Annotated in this window: 13 protein-coding genes; 7 read left to right on the top strand and 6 right to left on the bottom strand. The window is 54.3% G+C overall.

Translation table 11 applies throughout. The features are described 5' to 3' along the window. The first annotated feature begins 231 nt into the window (after positions 1 to 231). Entirely contained in the window at positions 232 to 1,350 is a 1,119-nt protein-coding gene (locus tag G7W63_RS17540) for an organic solvent ABC transporter permease (protein ID WP_166261417.1), read from the top strand. Between the two features lie 47 nt (positions 1,351 to 1,397). On the opposite strand, the gene G7W63_RS17535 is transcribed toward G7W63_RS17540, so the two are convergent. From G7W63_RS17535 to G7W63_RS17525, 3 genes are all read right to left on the bottom strand, one after another. Next, complete coding sequence (locus G7W63_RS17535; protein ID WP_166261414.1) at positions 1,398 to 2,702, bottom strand: HD-GYP domain-containing protein; 1,305 nt, start codon at positions 2,700 to 2,702, stop codon at positions 1,398 to 1,400. Positions 2,703 to 2,881: 179 nt separating this feature from the next. After that, positions 2,882 to 3,484: a hypothetical protein gene (locus tag G7W63_RS17530; protein WP_166261411.1), complete on the bottom strand. Its 603-nt coding sequence runs from the start codon at positions 3,482 to 3,484 to the stop codon at positions 2,882 to 2,884. Positions 3,485 to 3,561: 77 nt separating this feature from the next. Beyond that, positions 3,562 to 3,843, bottom strand: a complete 282-nt coding sequence (locus G7W63_RS17525) for a PilZ domain-containing protein (protein ID WP_166261408.1) — start codon at positions 3,841 to 3,843, stop codon at positions 3,562 to 3,564. A 207-nt stretch (positions 3,844 to 4,050) separates the two neighbouring features. Here G7W63_RS17525 and G7W63_RS17520 point away from each other — a divergent pair, with 207 nt between their 5' ends. Together G7W63_RS17520 and G7W63_RS17515 are read left to right on the top strand one after the other, a co-directional pair. Then, positions 4,051 to 5,064: a Fe(3+) ABC transporter substrate-binding protein gene (locus tag G7W63_RS17520; RefSeq protein WP_166261405.1), complete on the top strand. Its 1,014-nt coding sequence runs from the start codon at positions 4,051 to 4,053 to the stop codon at positions 5,062 to 5,064. 142 nt (positions 5,065 to 5,206) lie between these two features. Next, positions 5,207 to 6,901, top strand: coding sequence for an ABC transporter permease (locus tag G7W63_RS17515; RefSeq protein ID WP_166261402.1), 1,695 nt, complete (start codon positions 5,207 to 5,209; stop codon positions 6,899 to 6,901). 16 nt (positions 6,902 to 6,917) lie between these two features. Here G7W63_RS17515 and G7W63_RS17510 read toward each other — a convergent pair whose 3' ends face one another. Both G7W63_RS17510 and G7W63_RS17505 read right to left on the bottom strand, forming a co-directional pair. Continuing rightward, positions 6,918 to 7,409, bottom strand: coding sequence for a YiiD C-terminal domain-containing protein (locus G7W63_RS17510; protein ID WP_166261399.1), 492 nt, complete (start codon positions 7,407 to 7,409; stop codon positions 6,918 to 6,920). A gap of 148 nt (positions 7,410 to 7,557) precedes the next feature. After that, entirely contained in the window at positions 7,558 to 9,225 is a 1,668-nt protein-coding gene (locus tag G7W63_RS17505; RefSeq protein WP_166261396.1) for an AMP-binding protein, read from the bottom strand. 195 nt (positions 9,226 to 9,420) lie between these two features. Here G7W63_RS17505 and G7W63_RS17500 point away from each other — a divergent pair, with 195 nt between their 5' ends. The 3 genes from G7W63_RS17500 to G7W63_RS17490 are packed head-to-tail and all read left to right on the top strand — an operon-like array spanning position 9,421 to position 12,143. Next, the gene (locus tag G7W63_RS17500) at positions 9,421 to 10,395 is read left to right on the top strand and encodes an ABC transporter substrate-binding protein (RefSeq protein ID WP_166261393.1); all 975 of its coding nucleotides are present in this window, start codon (positions 9,421 to 9,423) and stop codon (positions 10,393 to 10,395) included. Between the two features lie 43 nt (positions 10,396 to 10,438). After that, complete coding sequence (locus G7W63_RS17495) at positions 10,439 to 11,347, top strand: ABC transporter permease (protein WP_166261390.1); 909 nt, start codon at positions 10,439 to 10,441, stop codon at positions 11,345 to 11,347. A 1-nt stretch (position 11,348) separates the two neighbouring features. Next, positions 11,349 to 12,143 carry an ABC transporter ATP-binding protein gene (locus tag G7W63_RS17490; RefSeq protein ID WP_166261387.1) on the top strand — a complete coding sequence of 265 codons (795 nt, stop codon included), beginning with the start codon at positions 11,349 to 11,351 and terminating at the stop codon, positions 12,141 to 12,143. A 44-nt stretch (positions 12,144 to 12,187) separates the two neighbouring features. On the opposite strand, the gene G7W63_RS17485 is transcribed toward G7W63_RS17490, so the two are convergent. Continuing rightward, positions 12,188 to 13,006 carry a DUF6160 family protein gene (locus tag G7W63_RS17485; protein WP_166261384.1) on the bottom strand — a complete coding sequence of 273 codons (819 nt, stop codon included), beginning with the start codon at positions 13,004 to 13,006 and terminating at the stop codon, positions 12,188 to 12,190. Positions 13,007 to 13,709: 703 nt separating this feature from the next. Here G7W63_RS17485 and G7W63_RS17480 point away from each other — a divergent pair. Further along, positions 13,710 to 15,851, top strand: coding sequence for an adenosylcobalamin-dependent ribonucleoside-diphosphate reductase (locus G7W63_RS17480; protein WP_166261547.1), 2,142 nt, complete (start codon positions 13,710 to 13,712; stop codon positions 15,849 to 15,851). The last annotated feature ends 25 nt before the right edge of the window (positions 15,852 to 15,876 follow it).

Genomic DNA, 15,876 nt, shown 5'->3' with positions numbered 1-15,876 from the left:
AACGGTCTCTCGTCATTGCGCGGGAGTTTGACCCGATTTCAGTCATAAGCCCTTCAATATGTGGGAAGAGATATAGAATTCAAGGTTCGGGGCAGTAAAACCGAAACGGGCAAAACTGCCAAACTGCGACAGGCTTCCCGATAAGGGGTCTGGCCCATCCCTATAATGCCGTTACAACAATTTACAATACGAGCCAAGCAGGCTGTTAACCAGGGAACCCTACGAATCACCATGAAATCGGTTCACACGACTCTGCACGCCTTCACCCTGACCAGTGTTTTCGCCCTGAGCGGCTGTTTCGACGGCGATGGTTCTTCCGGCAATGGTGCCTCTACCGGTCAGCTCACGCCGACTGGGATTAAAGGGGTGGACTACCAGACCAACAGTCAGAGTGGTACTACCGATACGGAGGGCCGGTTTCGATACTACCCGGGTGAATCCCTGACCCTGAGCGTGGGCGATCTCGTACTTTTTTCTGAAGTACCCGCCCAGGACTTCGTGACACCCCTTGAGTTCGTTCCCGAGGTACGCGATCAGCTGGACCAGGCCTCATTGACCGAGGAAGGCCTGTTGAGCCACAAGCCGACTGAAGACCGGTTGATGGAAAACGATGCCGTCATGAATGCCACCCGGTTCCTGCTCTCCCTGACCTGGCAGGGCTCGACGAACGACGGCAGCGAGGTGGAGATCCGTGAACGCGTCGTTGACCAGCTTAATGCAGCACTTCCGACGCTTACTGCACCCGTTGATTTCTCCGTAAGCCAGACCCGATTTAGTGAAGAGGGAGATGCGCTCTCCCCTGCCAATCAGCTTCTGGAAAATATCTGTTTCTATCCGGCGGACGACGAACTTTGCGAGAAGCCGCCTACGCTCGAAGAAATTGCCAATGCTCCGGAAGCGCCAGACGACCCCCAGGATCGTGAGCCGGGCGTCGAGTACAGGCAGGACCTGGAAAACAAGCGCGAGCGGATATTGAACGCTGTGCGGACGATAAACGAAGTCACCCGGGACGATGCACGCCAGTACCTGCGGCGTGAGCTTGACATCATATCCAACAATCGGGCGAACCATTACTACCTGGACTCATCCACTGCGCGCCACCCAGCCTCCGATGACGGCATCAAGTCAATCCAGGTTCGCAAGGTCGGAGGCCAACCCTCCCTTGCCCAGATTGAGGCAAAAAGCACCAATCCAATGAATGTAGTAATACATTCATTCAGCCGGGAAACTGCTGAAGTGGAGTATTTTATAGATGGCGAAGCAGGGAGAGAGGGCGAGGTACTGGTGAACTTCCGCCCCGCGGGGGACTATCGGTGGGTCAAGAAACAGATCCGTGTTATTATCGAGTAGCCCAGACAGGGGCTAAGCTGTTTACCAGCTCGCCCTGATGTGGATGCCTAGGCACCCACCAGCTTTTTCAGACTCCAGCGGGACTCTGCCCCGGTTACGTCAAAGTGATTCGGATTCAGATTATCCGTGCCGAACGGTAGGCAGCCTTCGACCTGTAGCATTTCCTCCGGCACCTTGCCTTCGTTGTAGGTGGACAGGTTCATGATCTTCGCGGTCTTGACCGGCTTGTGCTGTTCGTCCGTCATGACCATGACCTTTGGCCACAACCGCCTTGCAGGCGTATGGGAAACCACCACCCCACGCTGGCCATTGTTCAGCTCGACCAGAGTACCCGTCGGGTAAATACCAACGGACTGAATGAACTGCTCGACCAGATCTTCCTGAAACTCTATATTGCGCAGCTCAAATAGCTGGTTTACCGCCTGGGCCGGAGAGAGGGGCGTATACCCGACTCTCGGTGCAATCAGCGTTTCGTAGAAATCCACCAGACCTGCGATTTTCGCCAGCAGCGGGATACGATCGCCTTTGACTCCAGCGGGGAAACCCGAGCCGTTGTGCCGCTCCCGATGACCTCTAACCGTGCTTACCACAGCCCGGGAGAGGCCGGCTTCTTCAAGTTTGCTGGCACCTCGTTCTACATAGGTCTGGAACAGGGCAAAAGATTCAGCGTCCAGTCGGCTCTCGTTTTCTATAAGCTCCACAGGCAGCTCTGCCTTGCCCACGTGAGCAAGCAGGCACCCCAGGGCGAGATGGTTCAGTAAACCGGCCTGCAACCCCAGATGGCGTCCGCAAACCAGCGCCCAGATCGCAGTATTCAAGGAGTGCTGGTAGGTATAGTCATCGTGCTCCCGAACTCGGGCCAGCCAGAGAAGCGCGTCGGGATTGCGAACGATGCTGGCAGTCATTTCGCGCGTAACGTGGACCAGCGGCTGGATATCGGGAAACTGCTGGCTCCGCACCGACCGGATAACGCTTGCCAATGCATCTTCAGCATCACTCAAAAGGCTAATACTGTTTTTAAGCTCTTTCTTCAGGGTCGTTGTCTGCTCGTAGCGAACCGGCTCCTTGATGTTCAGCGGTGGCAACTGCAGCACATCTTTGCGCTTCTGCTTTACTGCCCGCCGGGCGAAGACCGGTGCCCGGGCATCTTCATAGTCGCCACTGTCACGACTTTCCGCCACATCGACCATTACCCACTGACAATGGGTGGCAAGAGCCCGGATCTCTTCGTCGGAGCGAATATAAAAGCCCTGAATCGGGAAAGGAGTCCTATGCCACGGCCTGTCCAGATCGGAAACGAACATCCCGACCTGAAGATCTCTTACCGCTACTTTGTTCTGACTGACGCCCACAGGACACCTCGGTTCACAATGACTCAACGATTCCTATTGTGACTCAGCGAGAACAAGAGTCCATTACAGTTTGGTATGCAGTAGTAACCACTAAACCACAAAGTGTTACGTTTTATGGCCCTGGGAAACAAAAAGTAATACCGAGACACTCATCACAAACATCGCGGGACTGGACCACATTAATCGGCGTCACAAACCGATTCGTCAAGCCTGGGCGCTCGTGCAGCCAGGCTGCCCCGGGGGGCCTTTCGCACCTGTACGTCATAGGGAACAGCCGAGGCCCGAAGATAGTCCTGATTCGTGGTTTCACCATCCATATGCTGTTCAGGCTCAGCAGGCCTGCACTGGACCTGAATCTGCACCTGATTGCCGAGCTCCGTTATCTGTCGGGCACCTGTTTTATCTGTAATGTAGACACAAAGGTCATTCCGCCCCGCCGGTGTACCGGTCGCAACCAAAATGTCCATCTCTGGCTCTCCACAGGCGTGTATTCCATCCGCACAGCTTGAACCTGACCCCTTCCGTAGGGAGTCATCAAAGAAACGCCAGACCCGGGAGCTGCATTGGGTTTCAAGGGTTACCGCGGTCGCTTTGTCCTCGGACGGCCACCAGTCGGGGTACTCTGCTGTTTGCCAGCTCACTTTTACCTTACGGGGCTCACCGGCAGAATTGGTGGCAGGGAAAACAGAATAGTGGCTGTAATAGGAAGCACATCCAGGCGCACCAAGGAGCGCCAGCAGCGCCAGGATACCAGTGAAGATTTTCGAAACAGCGTAAGGCATAGCACGAGATCCAGAATGGCGGCTTTCAGGGTTCATGAACGTGTTATTATCACGGCCGCCGCTTTAATTACTGCCTATCAGTCCGCAATTGAGGCCTCGGCGAACTGCAGACCATAGCCATCAACCGTTTTTCTTACCACGACCATTTCCAGGACCGGTGCGGGAATAGGCAATCCCTGAACCTGAACTTGAACACGGTCTCCTATCTCGGAAGAGAACTCATTTTCCACAACGATAAAGATGCCGCCATCTGAGATATCACGAGTTGCGAAGACCTGAGGCTCATGGGCCGGATGGGTAACGCTGACCCTGGCATTCAGCGCTGTTCTTATATGTTCTCGTCGTTCCGCATCTGACATGGAAGTACCGCCTGCCCCGCCGTTTCTTACTGTTTTAGTTGAATATGCCAGGCTGAGCATAACATTCTTTAATGAAAATTGACTTGCAGATCAGGCAGGAATTGACACCAACCGAAATATTAATGAGAATGGTTTTTGTTTCATCTTAACAGCCAAGGACGGGCTCAGCCCGCAGGCTTTTACACCACATTACTCAAGGAGTTCTGTATGTCCCTCAAGCGAGCCACTGGCGCACTGGTTGCCCTTTCCCTCCTGCCCATGAGCGTTAGCGCCGACGAAGCGGTCAACATCTATTCCTACCGTCAGGCCTTCCTCCTGGATCCGCTGCTGAACGCCTTCACTGAAGAAACTGGCATCGAGACAAATGTTGTCTTTGCCAAGAAAGGTCTTTCGGAGCGCCTCGAGCGTGAGGGACGCAATAGCCCGGCAGACCTCGTGATGACGGTGGATATCTCACGCCTTAACGAGCTGGTCGAGAAGGATCTGACCGCAGCGGTGGACAACGAGACGCTCGATTCCAATATTCCTGAGAACCTGCGCCACCCTGAGGGAAAATGGTTTGGCCTCACCACCCGTGGCCGGATGATCTTCACATCCAAGGAACGGGTAGAAGAAGGTGAAATAACCACGTATGAAGAACTTGCCGACGACAAATGGAATGACCGGATCTGCACCCGTAGCGGCAAACACCCCTATAACATTGCCCTGTTCTCTTCGATGATCGCCCACCACGGCGAAGAAGAGGCCCAGGAATGGCTGGAAGGGGTGAAAGACAACCTCGCCCGGAAACCCCAGGGCGGGGACCGTGACCAGATAAAGGCCATTTCCGAGGGGGTCTGTGACGTTGCGATTGGAAACAGTTATTACTACGGCAACATGCTTGAAGACGACAACCAGCGTGAAGCAGCCGAGGATGTGCGCATGGTATTTCCCAACGCCAATGGCCGGGGGACCCATATCAACATCAGCGGTGTTGCTCTGACTAAAAACGCGCCCAATCGCGAAAATGCCGTGAAACTGATGGAGTTTCTTTCCCAGCCAAAGGCTCAGCAGATCTACGCTGAAGCCAATAAAGAATATCCTGCAAACCCGGACGTTGAAGTGAAGGGTATGGTTGCTGAGTGGGGTGAGCTGAACCCTGACTCATTGTCACTACAGACCATCGCTGAAAACAGGGATGCGGCGGTCAAGATGGTTGACCGGGTCGACTACGATAACTAAGCCTGCCAGGCCGGTGGGGACTTCATGCCCTCACCGGCCCTGCTTCTTTTCAGGATTTTCCCGCAACGCTGCATGACAGCCCGTTGCAGTTGCCGACAGCGCTGTTTAAACTCCTTCGGCTTTCTTACCCGACAGGAAATTCATGAACCAGGCTGCCACCAGCGTCGACTATCAGGTTCACCAGCCCTTATTGGCCCGGCGCACCTCAGCGCGGTGGATGATATCGGCGTTTGTAACAACCTGCATTGTGGCCTTGCCTGTATTCGCAGTAATCGTGCTTGCGTTTTCGCCAGACGAAAACATCTGGCCCCATCTGATCGATACCACTCTGCCCCGTTATCTGGAAAATACCCTAGCGCTCATGCTCGGAGTGAGCGCCATTACCCTTATCCTGGGTTTATCCACTGCTTGGGCGGTAACCATGTGCGAATTTCCCGGTCGACGTCTGTTCGAGTGGGCGATGCTATTGCCGTTTGCCGTTCCGGCTTATGTGATCGCGTATGTCTATACCGATCTTCTCGACTACGCCGGACCCGTCCAGATCGCCCTTCGCGACTGGTTTGGCTGGACCAGTGCAAAACAGTACTGGTTCCCGGAGATCAGGACGCTCGGCGGCGCAATCCTGATGATCGGTCTGGTTCTTTACCCATACGTCTATTTATTGTCGCGTGCCGCGTTCCTCGAGCAGTCGCCCTCCCTGTTTTCGGTCAGCCGGAGCCTGGGGCATTCAGCGATCAGTACGTTTTTTAAAGTTGTACTTCCCATCGCCCGCCCCGCCATTGCTGTCGGGCTTTCGCTGGTGTTGATGGAAACACTCAATGACTTCGGGACCGTCGACTTTTTTGCGGTGCAGACACTGACAGCAGGGCTGTTCGACACCTGGATGAACCTGGGCAATCTGGGCGGCGCTGCCCAGATTGCCACCGTAATGCTGTCCTTCGTGCTGATACTGGTCACCCTGGAGCGCTATTCCCGTCGCCGGCAACAGCAATTTTCGGCCAGAGACAACCGCCAGCCGCTTCACCGCTTTCAATTGTCCCGGCCAAGGCAGTGGATATGCATAATTACCTGTGCGCTACCTGTGATCTTCGGTTTTGTGATCCCAGCCCTGGTGTTGAGTGCTTACGCAGTGGAGTATTTTGAGCAGAGCTGGAATACCACGTTCATAAGAAACACCCTGAACAGCCTGTTGCTCTCAGCCGCAGCAGCCTTCACCACGCTGATCCTGGGGCTGACTCTGGCCTACAGCCGCCGACTGCATGACACACCCGGCATGCGCGTTCTCATGCGACTCTCGAGTCTCGGGTATGCCATGCCCGGGGCCGTGCTCGCCGTCGGGGTAATCATACCGCTTGCAAGTTTCGATAATTGGGTCGATTACTGGATGGTGGAGTGGTTTGGCTGGAATTCCGGATTACTGCTCAGCGGGTCCATTTTTGCGCTTGTGTTTGCCTATACCGTGCGGTTTTTGGCCGTTTCAGCAGGCAGCGTTGAAAGCGCCTTGCAAAAAGTTACCCCGAGTATGGACATGGCGTCGCGCTCCCTGGGTCAGAGTCCCGGCGGAACCCTTGTCCACGTTCACCTGCCTATTTTGCGGGGAACTCTCCTGACAGCGGCGCTAGTCGTTTTCGTGGACTGTATGAAAGAACTTCCGGCCACACTGATACTCAGGCCGTTCAATTTCGATACCCTTGCAACCTATGTCTACCAGTTCGCTTCTGATGAGATGCTCAGCCGAACTGCGCTACCTGCGCTGGTTATCGTGCTTGCCGGTATACTGCCGATTATTCTAATGAGTCGTTCTATCGGTACGAGCAGGGACACGCCTCCCGCTTGACGGGCAACTTGGAGCCCTAGAACGGTGAGCGCACCTTGGTGCGCGCATCCTGGACCACGAAACGTCCGCTAAAAACCGCGAGCGCCGAACCGGTCGGCGTCAGTGAAACCGGCCCCGTGAAAATGCTGGCATGAAGGTTGAGTCGCGCTTTTCCGTACCGTGCAAGGCTCTTGTGGAAACGCACCATGGTGCCATCGTCCGGCAGGTCGCACACAGCGTAGAAATCGTCATTTACCGGCTCTAAGTATTCCATTTCGCCATGCTGAACCACCACGTTTCCGATCAGCCCAGCGTCCCGAAGAACCAGCTCCACCAGGCCCCAGGCTGAAACCACCGACGCAGCGTAGAGGCTGCCGCCAAAGGCGGTATTCTGATGGTTATGGTTGGGCTCCAGGGGAGCACTGATCGCCAGTCGTCGCCCGTTATAATCCTCCAGTCTCAGAGCCATGCTCTGAGTCAGCGGGATAACGTCGTTAATGTACCTTTGAAACCGGTTAAGCTGTGCCATTGGTCGCATGCCCTCCACTGGCTTCAGTCTAGTGCCTTGCCGGAGGCGTCCCAATTCGACCAAGGTAGCGCGGGAGCATGACCGTGGAGCAACAAAAACACCTCCAGGGCGCGCCGTGGAGGTGTTTACAGGCAAGGCTTGACCTGCGCTATTGCCAGATAACGGGTTCTTTCTTGGCGTACCAGCTCTCAAGGGCAGGTTTATAGGTGTCTTCCACCCTGTTTCGCTTGAGCTTCATGGTGGGCGTCAGGAAGTCATTCTCGATACTCCACTCGTCCTTGACCACCGCCATGAATTTGAGCTGCTCATGTGGGTCGACGGTTTTATTGACGTCATTGAGGAGGGAAGAGAAGCTTTTTTCCAGCTCGGCGCGATAAGAGGCATCCGCGAGCTTCGCCTGAGCATCTTCCGACAGCATAACCAGGCAATGAGGCTGAGGGTAGTTCTCTCCGGACACACAGACCATTTCAATGTCGGGATGACTCATAAGCTTGTTCTCTATTGGCGCGGGCGCCACATATTTGCCTTTGCTGGTTTTGAAGATCTCCTTGAGCCTGCCGGTCAGCTTCAGCCTGCCCTGCTCGTCCACTTCCCCCTTGTCGCCGGTTTTGAGATAGCCATCAGCAGTCATGGTTTCCCCGGTTTTTTCCTCGTCCTTGTAGTACCCCATCATGGTAGCCGGACTCTTGACCAGCACTTCACCATGCTCACCTATCCTGACGTCCACACCGGGCAGGGGCTCGCCTACATAGCCTGTCCGTGCCCGGCCGGGTTTGGTCATGTGGGAGTAGGCCACATTTTCGGACATGCCGTAGCCTTCGAGTAATTCCAGACCCAGGCCCCGATACCATTCCAGAATGTCATGGGCCAGCGGAGCCGAGCCGCTGCCCGCAAATTTGACGTGTTGCAGGCCAAGGTTGATGAGCACCTTTTTCTTGATCACACGATTCAGTAGCGGCACTTTGAGAAGCTTCTCAAGCTTCTTCTTTGGCAGTTTCTGGAAGACGCCGTGCTGAAACTTGATCCATATCCTGGGCACCGCCAGGAAGAGCGTAGGCTGTGCCCGCTTGAGATCGTCCACGAACGTGTCCAGCGACTCGGCGAAATACAGATGAAAGCCCTTGTTCATGGACCCAAGCTCTACCACGAAACGCTCAAACACATGGGACAGCGGTAGATAGGAAAGCATGCGTTCGTTGCTGGTTACATCCAGCTCTTCGGTACCACCGGCAGCGGCATACGCCAGATTATTGAAACTTAACATGACGCCCTTCGGGCGTCCGGTGCTACCGGAGGTGTATACGATGGTCGCCAGCTCATCACCACTGCGCTGCACGTTTTCTTCCAGTGGCGGAAACTTGGCGACAATATCGTCCCAGGACTTGAAATCGTTGGGAGGACTCAAGGGATATGAAATACAGTGAACCGAATCCGGCACCCCGGATTTCATTGAATCCCAGTCATCCAGCTTGCCGACAAAAAGTACTTCACAGCCGCTATGATCGAGAATGTAGCTGACAGTGCCGGCATTAAGCGTTGGATAAAGCGGCACGGAGATATGACCTGCCATCCAGATGGCCCAGTCCGACATGATCCAGTGAGCGCAATTTTTTGAAATAATCCCGATGCGGCTCTTTTCCGGCAGGTTCAGCGACTTCAGATACGCCGCCATGCGACGCGCCTCGCCAACGGCCCGACGCCAGGTGAATTCCACCACCTGGCCGCCACCCATGGGCTGGGTCATATAGACGGATTCCGCCTTGGCCGTTTCCCAGTGGTAGACCATATCGAGGGGAAGTTTGTTTTTGGTGTCCATGAACTTTCCTTGAGGCTGATTATTAGAGTTATGGGTTCCGGCGATATTTCATCATAACGGGCGCCTGTAGAATGTGACGCAACTACAACTGTTTCCACGCCAAGCCGGCGTAAGGCATTTTTTCAGGCAGCACAGCCTTGAACGCTATGATAAACTCGCGCGTTCAAAATTCCTCGCTTACTGGGAGACTGGCTCATGCTCCGCAATTCAGTCATTGCCCTGGCCCTGGCCCTGGCCCTGCTTGGCGCCGCAGGTGTACAGGCAGAAGAACAGAAGACCGTCGCAATCACACAAATTGTAGAACACCCTGCCCTCGATGCGGTACATCAGGGAGTCAGGGACGAGCTTGCGGATCAGGATTACCGCGAAGGCGACAACCTTGCCCTGCTTTTCGAAAGCGCCCAGGGCAACTCAGCCATAGCGTCCCAAATCGCCCGAAAATTTGTCGGCGAAGGTCCGGATGTGATTGTCGCCATTGCAACGCCATCGGCTCAAACCGTCGCGGCCGCAGCCCGCCAGATCCCGATAGTGTTTTCTGCAGTCACAGATCCAGTAGGTGCACGACTGATTAAGGATCTTGCCGCTCCAGGCGCCAATATTACCGGCGTTACCGATATGCTTCCCCTCGAGCAGCATATGGATATGCTTCTGAAAATCATGCCCGGCGCGAATCGCATTGGTACAGTCTATAACCCCGGTGAGGCCAATGCCGTAGCACTGGTTGAACAGTTGGAGAATGTGCTCGCGGGCCGTGACATCACCCTGGTCAAGGCGGCCGCCACTAAAACTTCCGAAGTACTGGGCGCTGCCCGCTCCCTTGTGGACAAGGTTGACGCCATTTACCTGACCACCGACAACACCGTCATCAGCGCTGCTGAAGCGGTCATTTCTGTCGGTGAGCGTGCCGACATACCGGTCTTTGCAGCGGATACCGCCACCGTAACCCGCGGCGCAATCGCGGCCCTGGGTTTCGATTACTATGACGTTGGACGGCAGACCGGCAAGATGGTCGTGCGGATTCTTGAAGGTTCCAAACCGGCCTCAATGCCCGTCGAGACAGTGGAAAAACTGTCGCTGTTCGTTAATCCCCAGGCTGGCGAACGTATGGGGCTCACCATACCCCAGGATGTAATCGACGACGCCGACACTGTAGTAGGCAGTCAACAATAAACCGATGCCCGCTTCGGCGGGATCAGCACCAAAAGCGAATACCATGCTCAGCGAAATTGCCCTGTATGGCGCCGTCGAAACCGGCTTGATCTATGGCCTGGTTGCTTTTGGCATCTACCTTTCATTCCGCGTTCTAGACTTTCCCGACCTGACCGTCGATGGCAGCTTTCCTCTTGGTGCCGCGGTTGCGGCCGTGCTCATTATCGAGGGATTCAACCCCTGGCTGGCCACCGGCGCTGCAATACTGGCCGGTATGGCTGCAGGGTCTGTGACAGCTTTGCTGAATGTGAAGCTCAAGATTCTGAACCTGCTCGCCTCGATCCTCACCATGATCGCTCTGTACTCGGTGAACCTGCGCATCATGGGGAAGCCCAACCTCGCCCTGCTTTCCGAGGAAACCGTGCTGACCCCCTGGTATGACCTTGACCTCGCCTATCACCAGGTGCCGGTTTTATTGTTCTGTATTGTCCTGCTGGTTAGCTTTGTGCTGCTCTGGCGGTTTATGAAATCTGAAACCGGCCTGGCTATGCGCGCAACCGGTGCCAATCCGCGAATGGCGAGGGCCCAGGGCATCGCGACCGGCGCCATGATTGTGCTTGGGGTGGCACTTTCAAACGGTCTGGTGGGCCTCGCTGGTGCGCTGTTTGCCCAAAGCCAGGGTGCAGCAGATGTCACCATGGGCGTAGGGGTCATTGTTATAGGACTGGCATCGTTAATCGGTGGCGAAGCAGTTATTACACCTTTAAACGTCGTGCGTGCCCTGCTTGCCTGTGTGGTCGGTGCCATCCTTTACCGGCTGGCTATAGCACTTGCACTCAACGCCGATTTCATTGGGCTGAAAACCCAGGACCTGAACCTGGTGACGGCCGTACTCGTGACGCTCGCTATCGTTCTGCCTGGCGCCCGGAACAGTCTCCGGGCGCGCTTCCTACGCAACAGCTCCAAGGTGTGAAATGATCAGTGCAAACGATCTGAAACTGACCTTTGGCCAGGGCACGCCCCTGGAAAATCCTGCTCTGCAGGGTATGAGCCTGACGGTGGCTGAAGGTGAATTTGTGACGGTTATAGGCAGCAACGGTGCCGGTAAGTCCACGTTTCTGAATGCCCTTGCCGGTGAAGTGCTTGTCGATAGCGGAACCATTGTGGTGGATGGAGAGGATGTCAGTCGGTTGCCAACCCATAAACGGGCAGGACGGGTGGCGCGGGTCTTCCAGGACCCACTGGCGGGCACCTGTGAAGGCTTGAGCATCGAGGAGAACCTTTCACTTGCCATAAAAAGGGGCCAGCGGCGAGGGCTTTCAAGTGCAGTCAAGAGCCGCTATAAAGACCGGTTTCGTGCCAGCCTGGCGTCGCTAAACCTCGGGCTTGAGAATCGCCTTGGGGACAAGATGGGCCTCCTTTCCGGTGGCCAGCGCCAGGCCGTCAGCCTGTTGATGGCAAGCCTCACCCCCTCGAGCATTCTGCTTCTGGATGAACATACCGCAGCTCTGGATCCGAAAACCGCACGTTTTGTCCTGGAACTGACTGAGTCAATTGTTAGGGAATCGGGCCTTACCACGCTCATGGTAACCCATAGTATGAAGCAGGCTCTGGAAGTGGGTAGCCGGACAGTGATGCTTCACCAGGGCAAGGTGGTGTTCGATATCGCCGGGAGTGAACGGGAAGGATTGGAAGTAAAAGATTTGCTGGAGCTGTTTGAAAAACAGCGCGGGCTTGAGATTACAGACGATAGCCTCCTGCTAGACTAGAAGAAGGCGGGAATACCCCGCCTTGCAGCTGTCCACGCGCCCTCTCAGTGACCGTATATACTCATCGCCGTATTGGTAATCGAAAGATCATCGACGAAAATCTGCCCGATGGACTGCTGGCCTACGATCACCTGTTCAATGCCAATGTCTGCTTCGAATACGGGCATATCAATAGCCAGTGATGACTCGGTACTGCCTAGTCGTTGCCCCGCATAGATGAAAAGCTCTACCTCAGCAAATACATCCATTGGGTTACGGAAGACAGGGTCATAGTTAGCCCCGGTGATGCTCATGCCCCGCACTCCTATCGCGAGGAAGGGCACGTCGAATTCCATGGTTTCTATCCCAAATGCCGTTGCAAACCGCATTACATCTGTGTTCGTGTCGATATGAATCTCGCCACGTCCCAGCACACCCTCTGCCATAAAATTATTAAGCACCTGCGTAGAGCTATTACTACCATCAGAACTTAGTAAATCCCAGGCTCCGGTCGTTACACGAAAATCGATAGCATTGAAGTAGGTGGGAACAATATTTATCGCCGCATCACCATCGGCCAAAATATCAATGTCGATTCGGATGTTGTCCAACCTTTCAGTCGCCTCGGGCCCCCCCATTCCATTGAATCCGAACATGTTTGTTCGGTTTGCACCGCCGATGCTGATATCGTTAATCGCCAACGTACCCTCATCGGTATAGGAAAACTGACCTATATCTACCTTTGTCTCCAACTCGATAGAGACACCAGCCTGACCGGTGATGTCTCCCAGTGCGCTATCATCTAGCATCGTTAGGTCTGCTGTCGCCACAACAGGCAACCCTACGATGCCCAGCGCAAGCAATGTTCGTTTCAGGCCTTTCATTGTTGTCGTCCTTATTTTGATTTTTTCTTTTTACTCCCTATGAGAAGTCCACAAACTCCCCACGCATCTACTTTAGCGACAGGTATAGTCAAGAGTCGTGCGGGCCATCACAGTTTCGTTGACATTTCTAACTAAACGGACAAGTTTTAAGCCAGAAAGTGGAAAACTCTTCAAGCTTTTAACCACTACATCTTGTGCCAGCCCTACCGATACTGATTTGCTTCTAAAAATTCTGCGGGATTCAATAATCCAGGATTTTGCAAGACAGAAGCCATAACTTTTTCTTAAAAGAAGTAGCAATTCGATAGTTCCTCCCACCTTCACAGACCACAATATCCTGTTATACTTCTTCGATCAGCAACAACATGTAGGGGTTAGGTCGCTTATCAGAGCCTTCTAAACGCAAGCCCCAGAACACCTGTTTGTGCAGGACACAGCGGAACCGGGTAAACGTTAAATCATGGTTCACCCCGTTTTTTCTAACGGTCGGCAGAGAATCAACAAGCACCAAATGTAGTAAATTACTGATAGTTAAGAGCTGGTAATAAAGGCAAGCACTGTCAGCCGCACCATCAGGTAGGCTGAGCCAGTCATAGCCCGGTTTAGCAACACGTAATTTCGGAATGGGGTATGGCGCAGTCGGTATAGCTCGCTTGACAGACCACGTTATTTTTCAGGCATTAACAGGATACTGAGGATGGCAATGAACGCTAAAGCACAGGCAGTCTCAACAACAACAATTCCTATGCAGGATGCGTCGCTTGATATCTGGAACAGCAAATATCAGCTCAAGACGAAAACCGGCGAACCTGTGGATTTCACGATTGTTGAGACGTATAAGCGTGTTGCAACTGCGCTGGCACAGGTGGAAGCCGAGGCCGATCGCGCCAAATACATGAAGGAATTCGTCTGGGCTCTGAAGCATGGAGCCATTCCTGCCGGGCGTATTATTTCAAACGCCGGGGCCGAGAACCACAAGCCTGCCACCTCGACCATCAACTGCACGGTTTCAGGCAGTGTTCACGATTCCATGAACGACATCCTCGAGAAAAACCACGAAGCCGGGCTCACGCTTAAGGCCGGCTGTGGCATCGGTTATGAATTCTCCACCCTCCGCCCCCGCGGTGCCTACGTTGCCGGCGCTGGTGCGACCACCTCCGGTCCATTGTCGTTCATGGATATTTTTGACCGCATGTGTTTCACCGTGTCTTCTGCAGGTGGCAGGCGCGGGGCTCAAATGGCGACCTTCGACATCCATCATCCGGACGTCATCGACTTTATCCAGGCCAAGCGCGAAGACGGTCGTCTGCGCCAGTTCAACCTGTCACTTCTTATCACTGAAGATTTTATTGAAGCGGTAAAGAATGATGGCGACTGGAAGCTCTCCTTCCCTGTTACCCGCAAAGAGGTGGAAGACGAAGGGCTTCAAATCGATGATCCCAACCAGTTTATCTACCGGGACTTTCCTATTCTGGATGGTTACGTGGTCAATGATGAGGGCAAGGTGGCGTGCCGCATTTACCGCACCTTGAAAGCCCAGTTCATCTGGGACAGCATCATGACGTCAACTTACGACTACGCTGAGCCCGGCTTCATTCTGATTGACAAGGTCAACCAGATGAACAACAACTGGTTCTGCGAGGACATACGAGCCACCAACCCATGCGGTGAACAGCCTCTTCCCCCTTACGGCAGCTGCCTGCTGGGCTCTGTCAACCTGACCATGTTCGTGGACTACCCTTTCACTGACAAGGCCAGCTTCAACTACGAAAAATACCGCAAGGTAGTGGCGATATTCACTCGCATGCTCGACAACGTGGTTGAAATCAATGGCCTGCCGTTGGCGGAGCAGCGTCACGAAATTACCTACAAGCGCCGTCACGGCATGGGTATCCTGGGCCTTGGCTCCACACTTGCCATGCTCCGTATGCCTTATGGCTCTCCTGAATCGGTTGAGTTTACCGAGGACGTGGTGCGGGAAATGGCCGTGGAAGGCTGGCGCCAGTCCCTGGCCTTGGCCGATGAAAAGGGCCCGGCCCCGATCATGAACGATGATTTCGTGATCACGCCAAAAATGCTTGCGAAGTGTCCCCAGCTGAAGGAAGACGGTCTTAAGGAAGGCGATACAGTTAAAGGCCGGATACTGCACGCAAAGTACAGCCGTTACATGCAACGCATCGCAGCAGTTGAGCCTGAACTGGTGGCTGCTCTGGCAGAAAAAGGTGGACGCTTTACCCACCACACATCCATTGCGCCTACGGGAACCATCAGTCTGTCGCTCGCCAATAATGCGAGCAACGGTATTGAGCCCAGTTTCTCCCACCACTACGCGCGGAACATTATTCGCGAAGGTCGCAAGACGAAAGAGAAAGTCGATGTTTTCTCCTTCGAGTTGCTGGCCTACCGCCATATGGTAAACAGCGGTGCCATGCCTTTTTCCCAGGACGAGGACAAGCGGCTTCCGCCCTACTTCACAACGTCCGATGACGTGTCTCCGGCTCAGCATGTTGATATCCAGGCGGCCGCTCAGTTGTGGGTAGACTCCTCCATTTCCAAGACTGCCAATGTGCCCACGGACTTTGCTTATCCGGAATTCAAGAACATTTATATGTATGCCTATGAAATGGGCCTGAAGGGTTGCACCACCTTCCGTTTCAATCCGGAAGCGTTCCAGGGCGTTTTGGTCAAGGAGACAGACCTTGAAAACACCCTATATGAGTTCACCCTGGATGACGGCAGCAAAGTCACTCTGAAAGGAAACGAACAGGTGGAATATGATGGTGAGATCCACAACGCTGCCAACCTGTTTGATGCGTTGAAAGAAGGCACCTACGGAAAGTATTAATCCGGCATACCGACACAGGACAAAA

Origin of the sequence: Marinobacter salicampi (assembly GCF_011074795.1) — a bacterium.
Classification (GTDB): Bacteria; Pseudomonadota; Gammaproteobacteria; order Pseudomonadales; family Oleiphilaceae; genus Marinobacter; species Marinobacter salicampi.
Note: the sequence above shows the minus strand (reverse complement) of the source record. Positions and strands in the feature narration are given on the sequence as shown.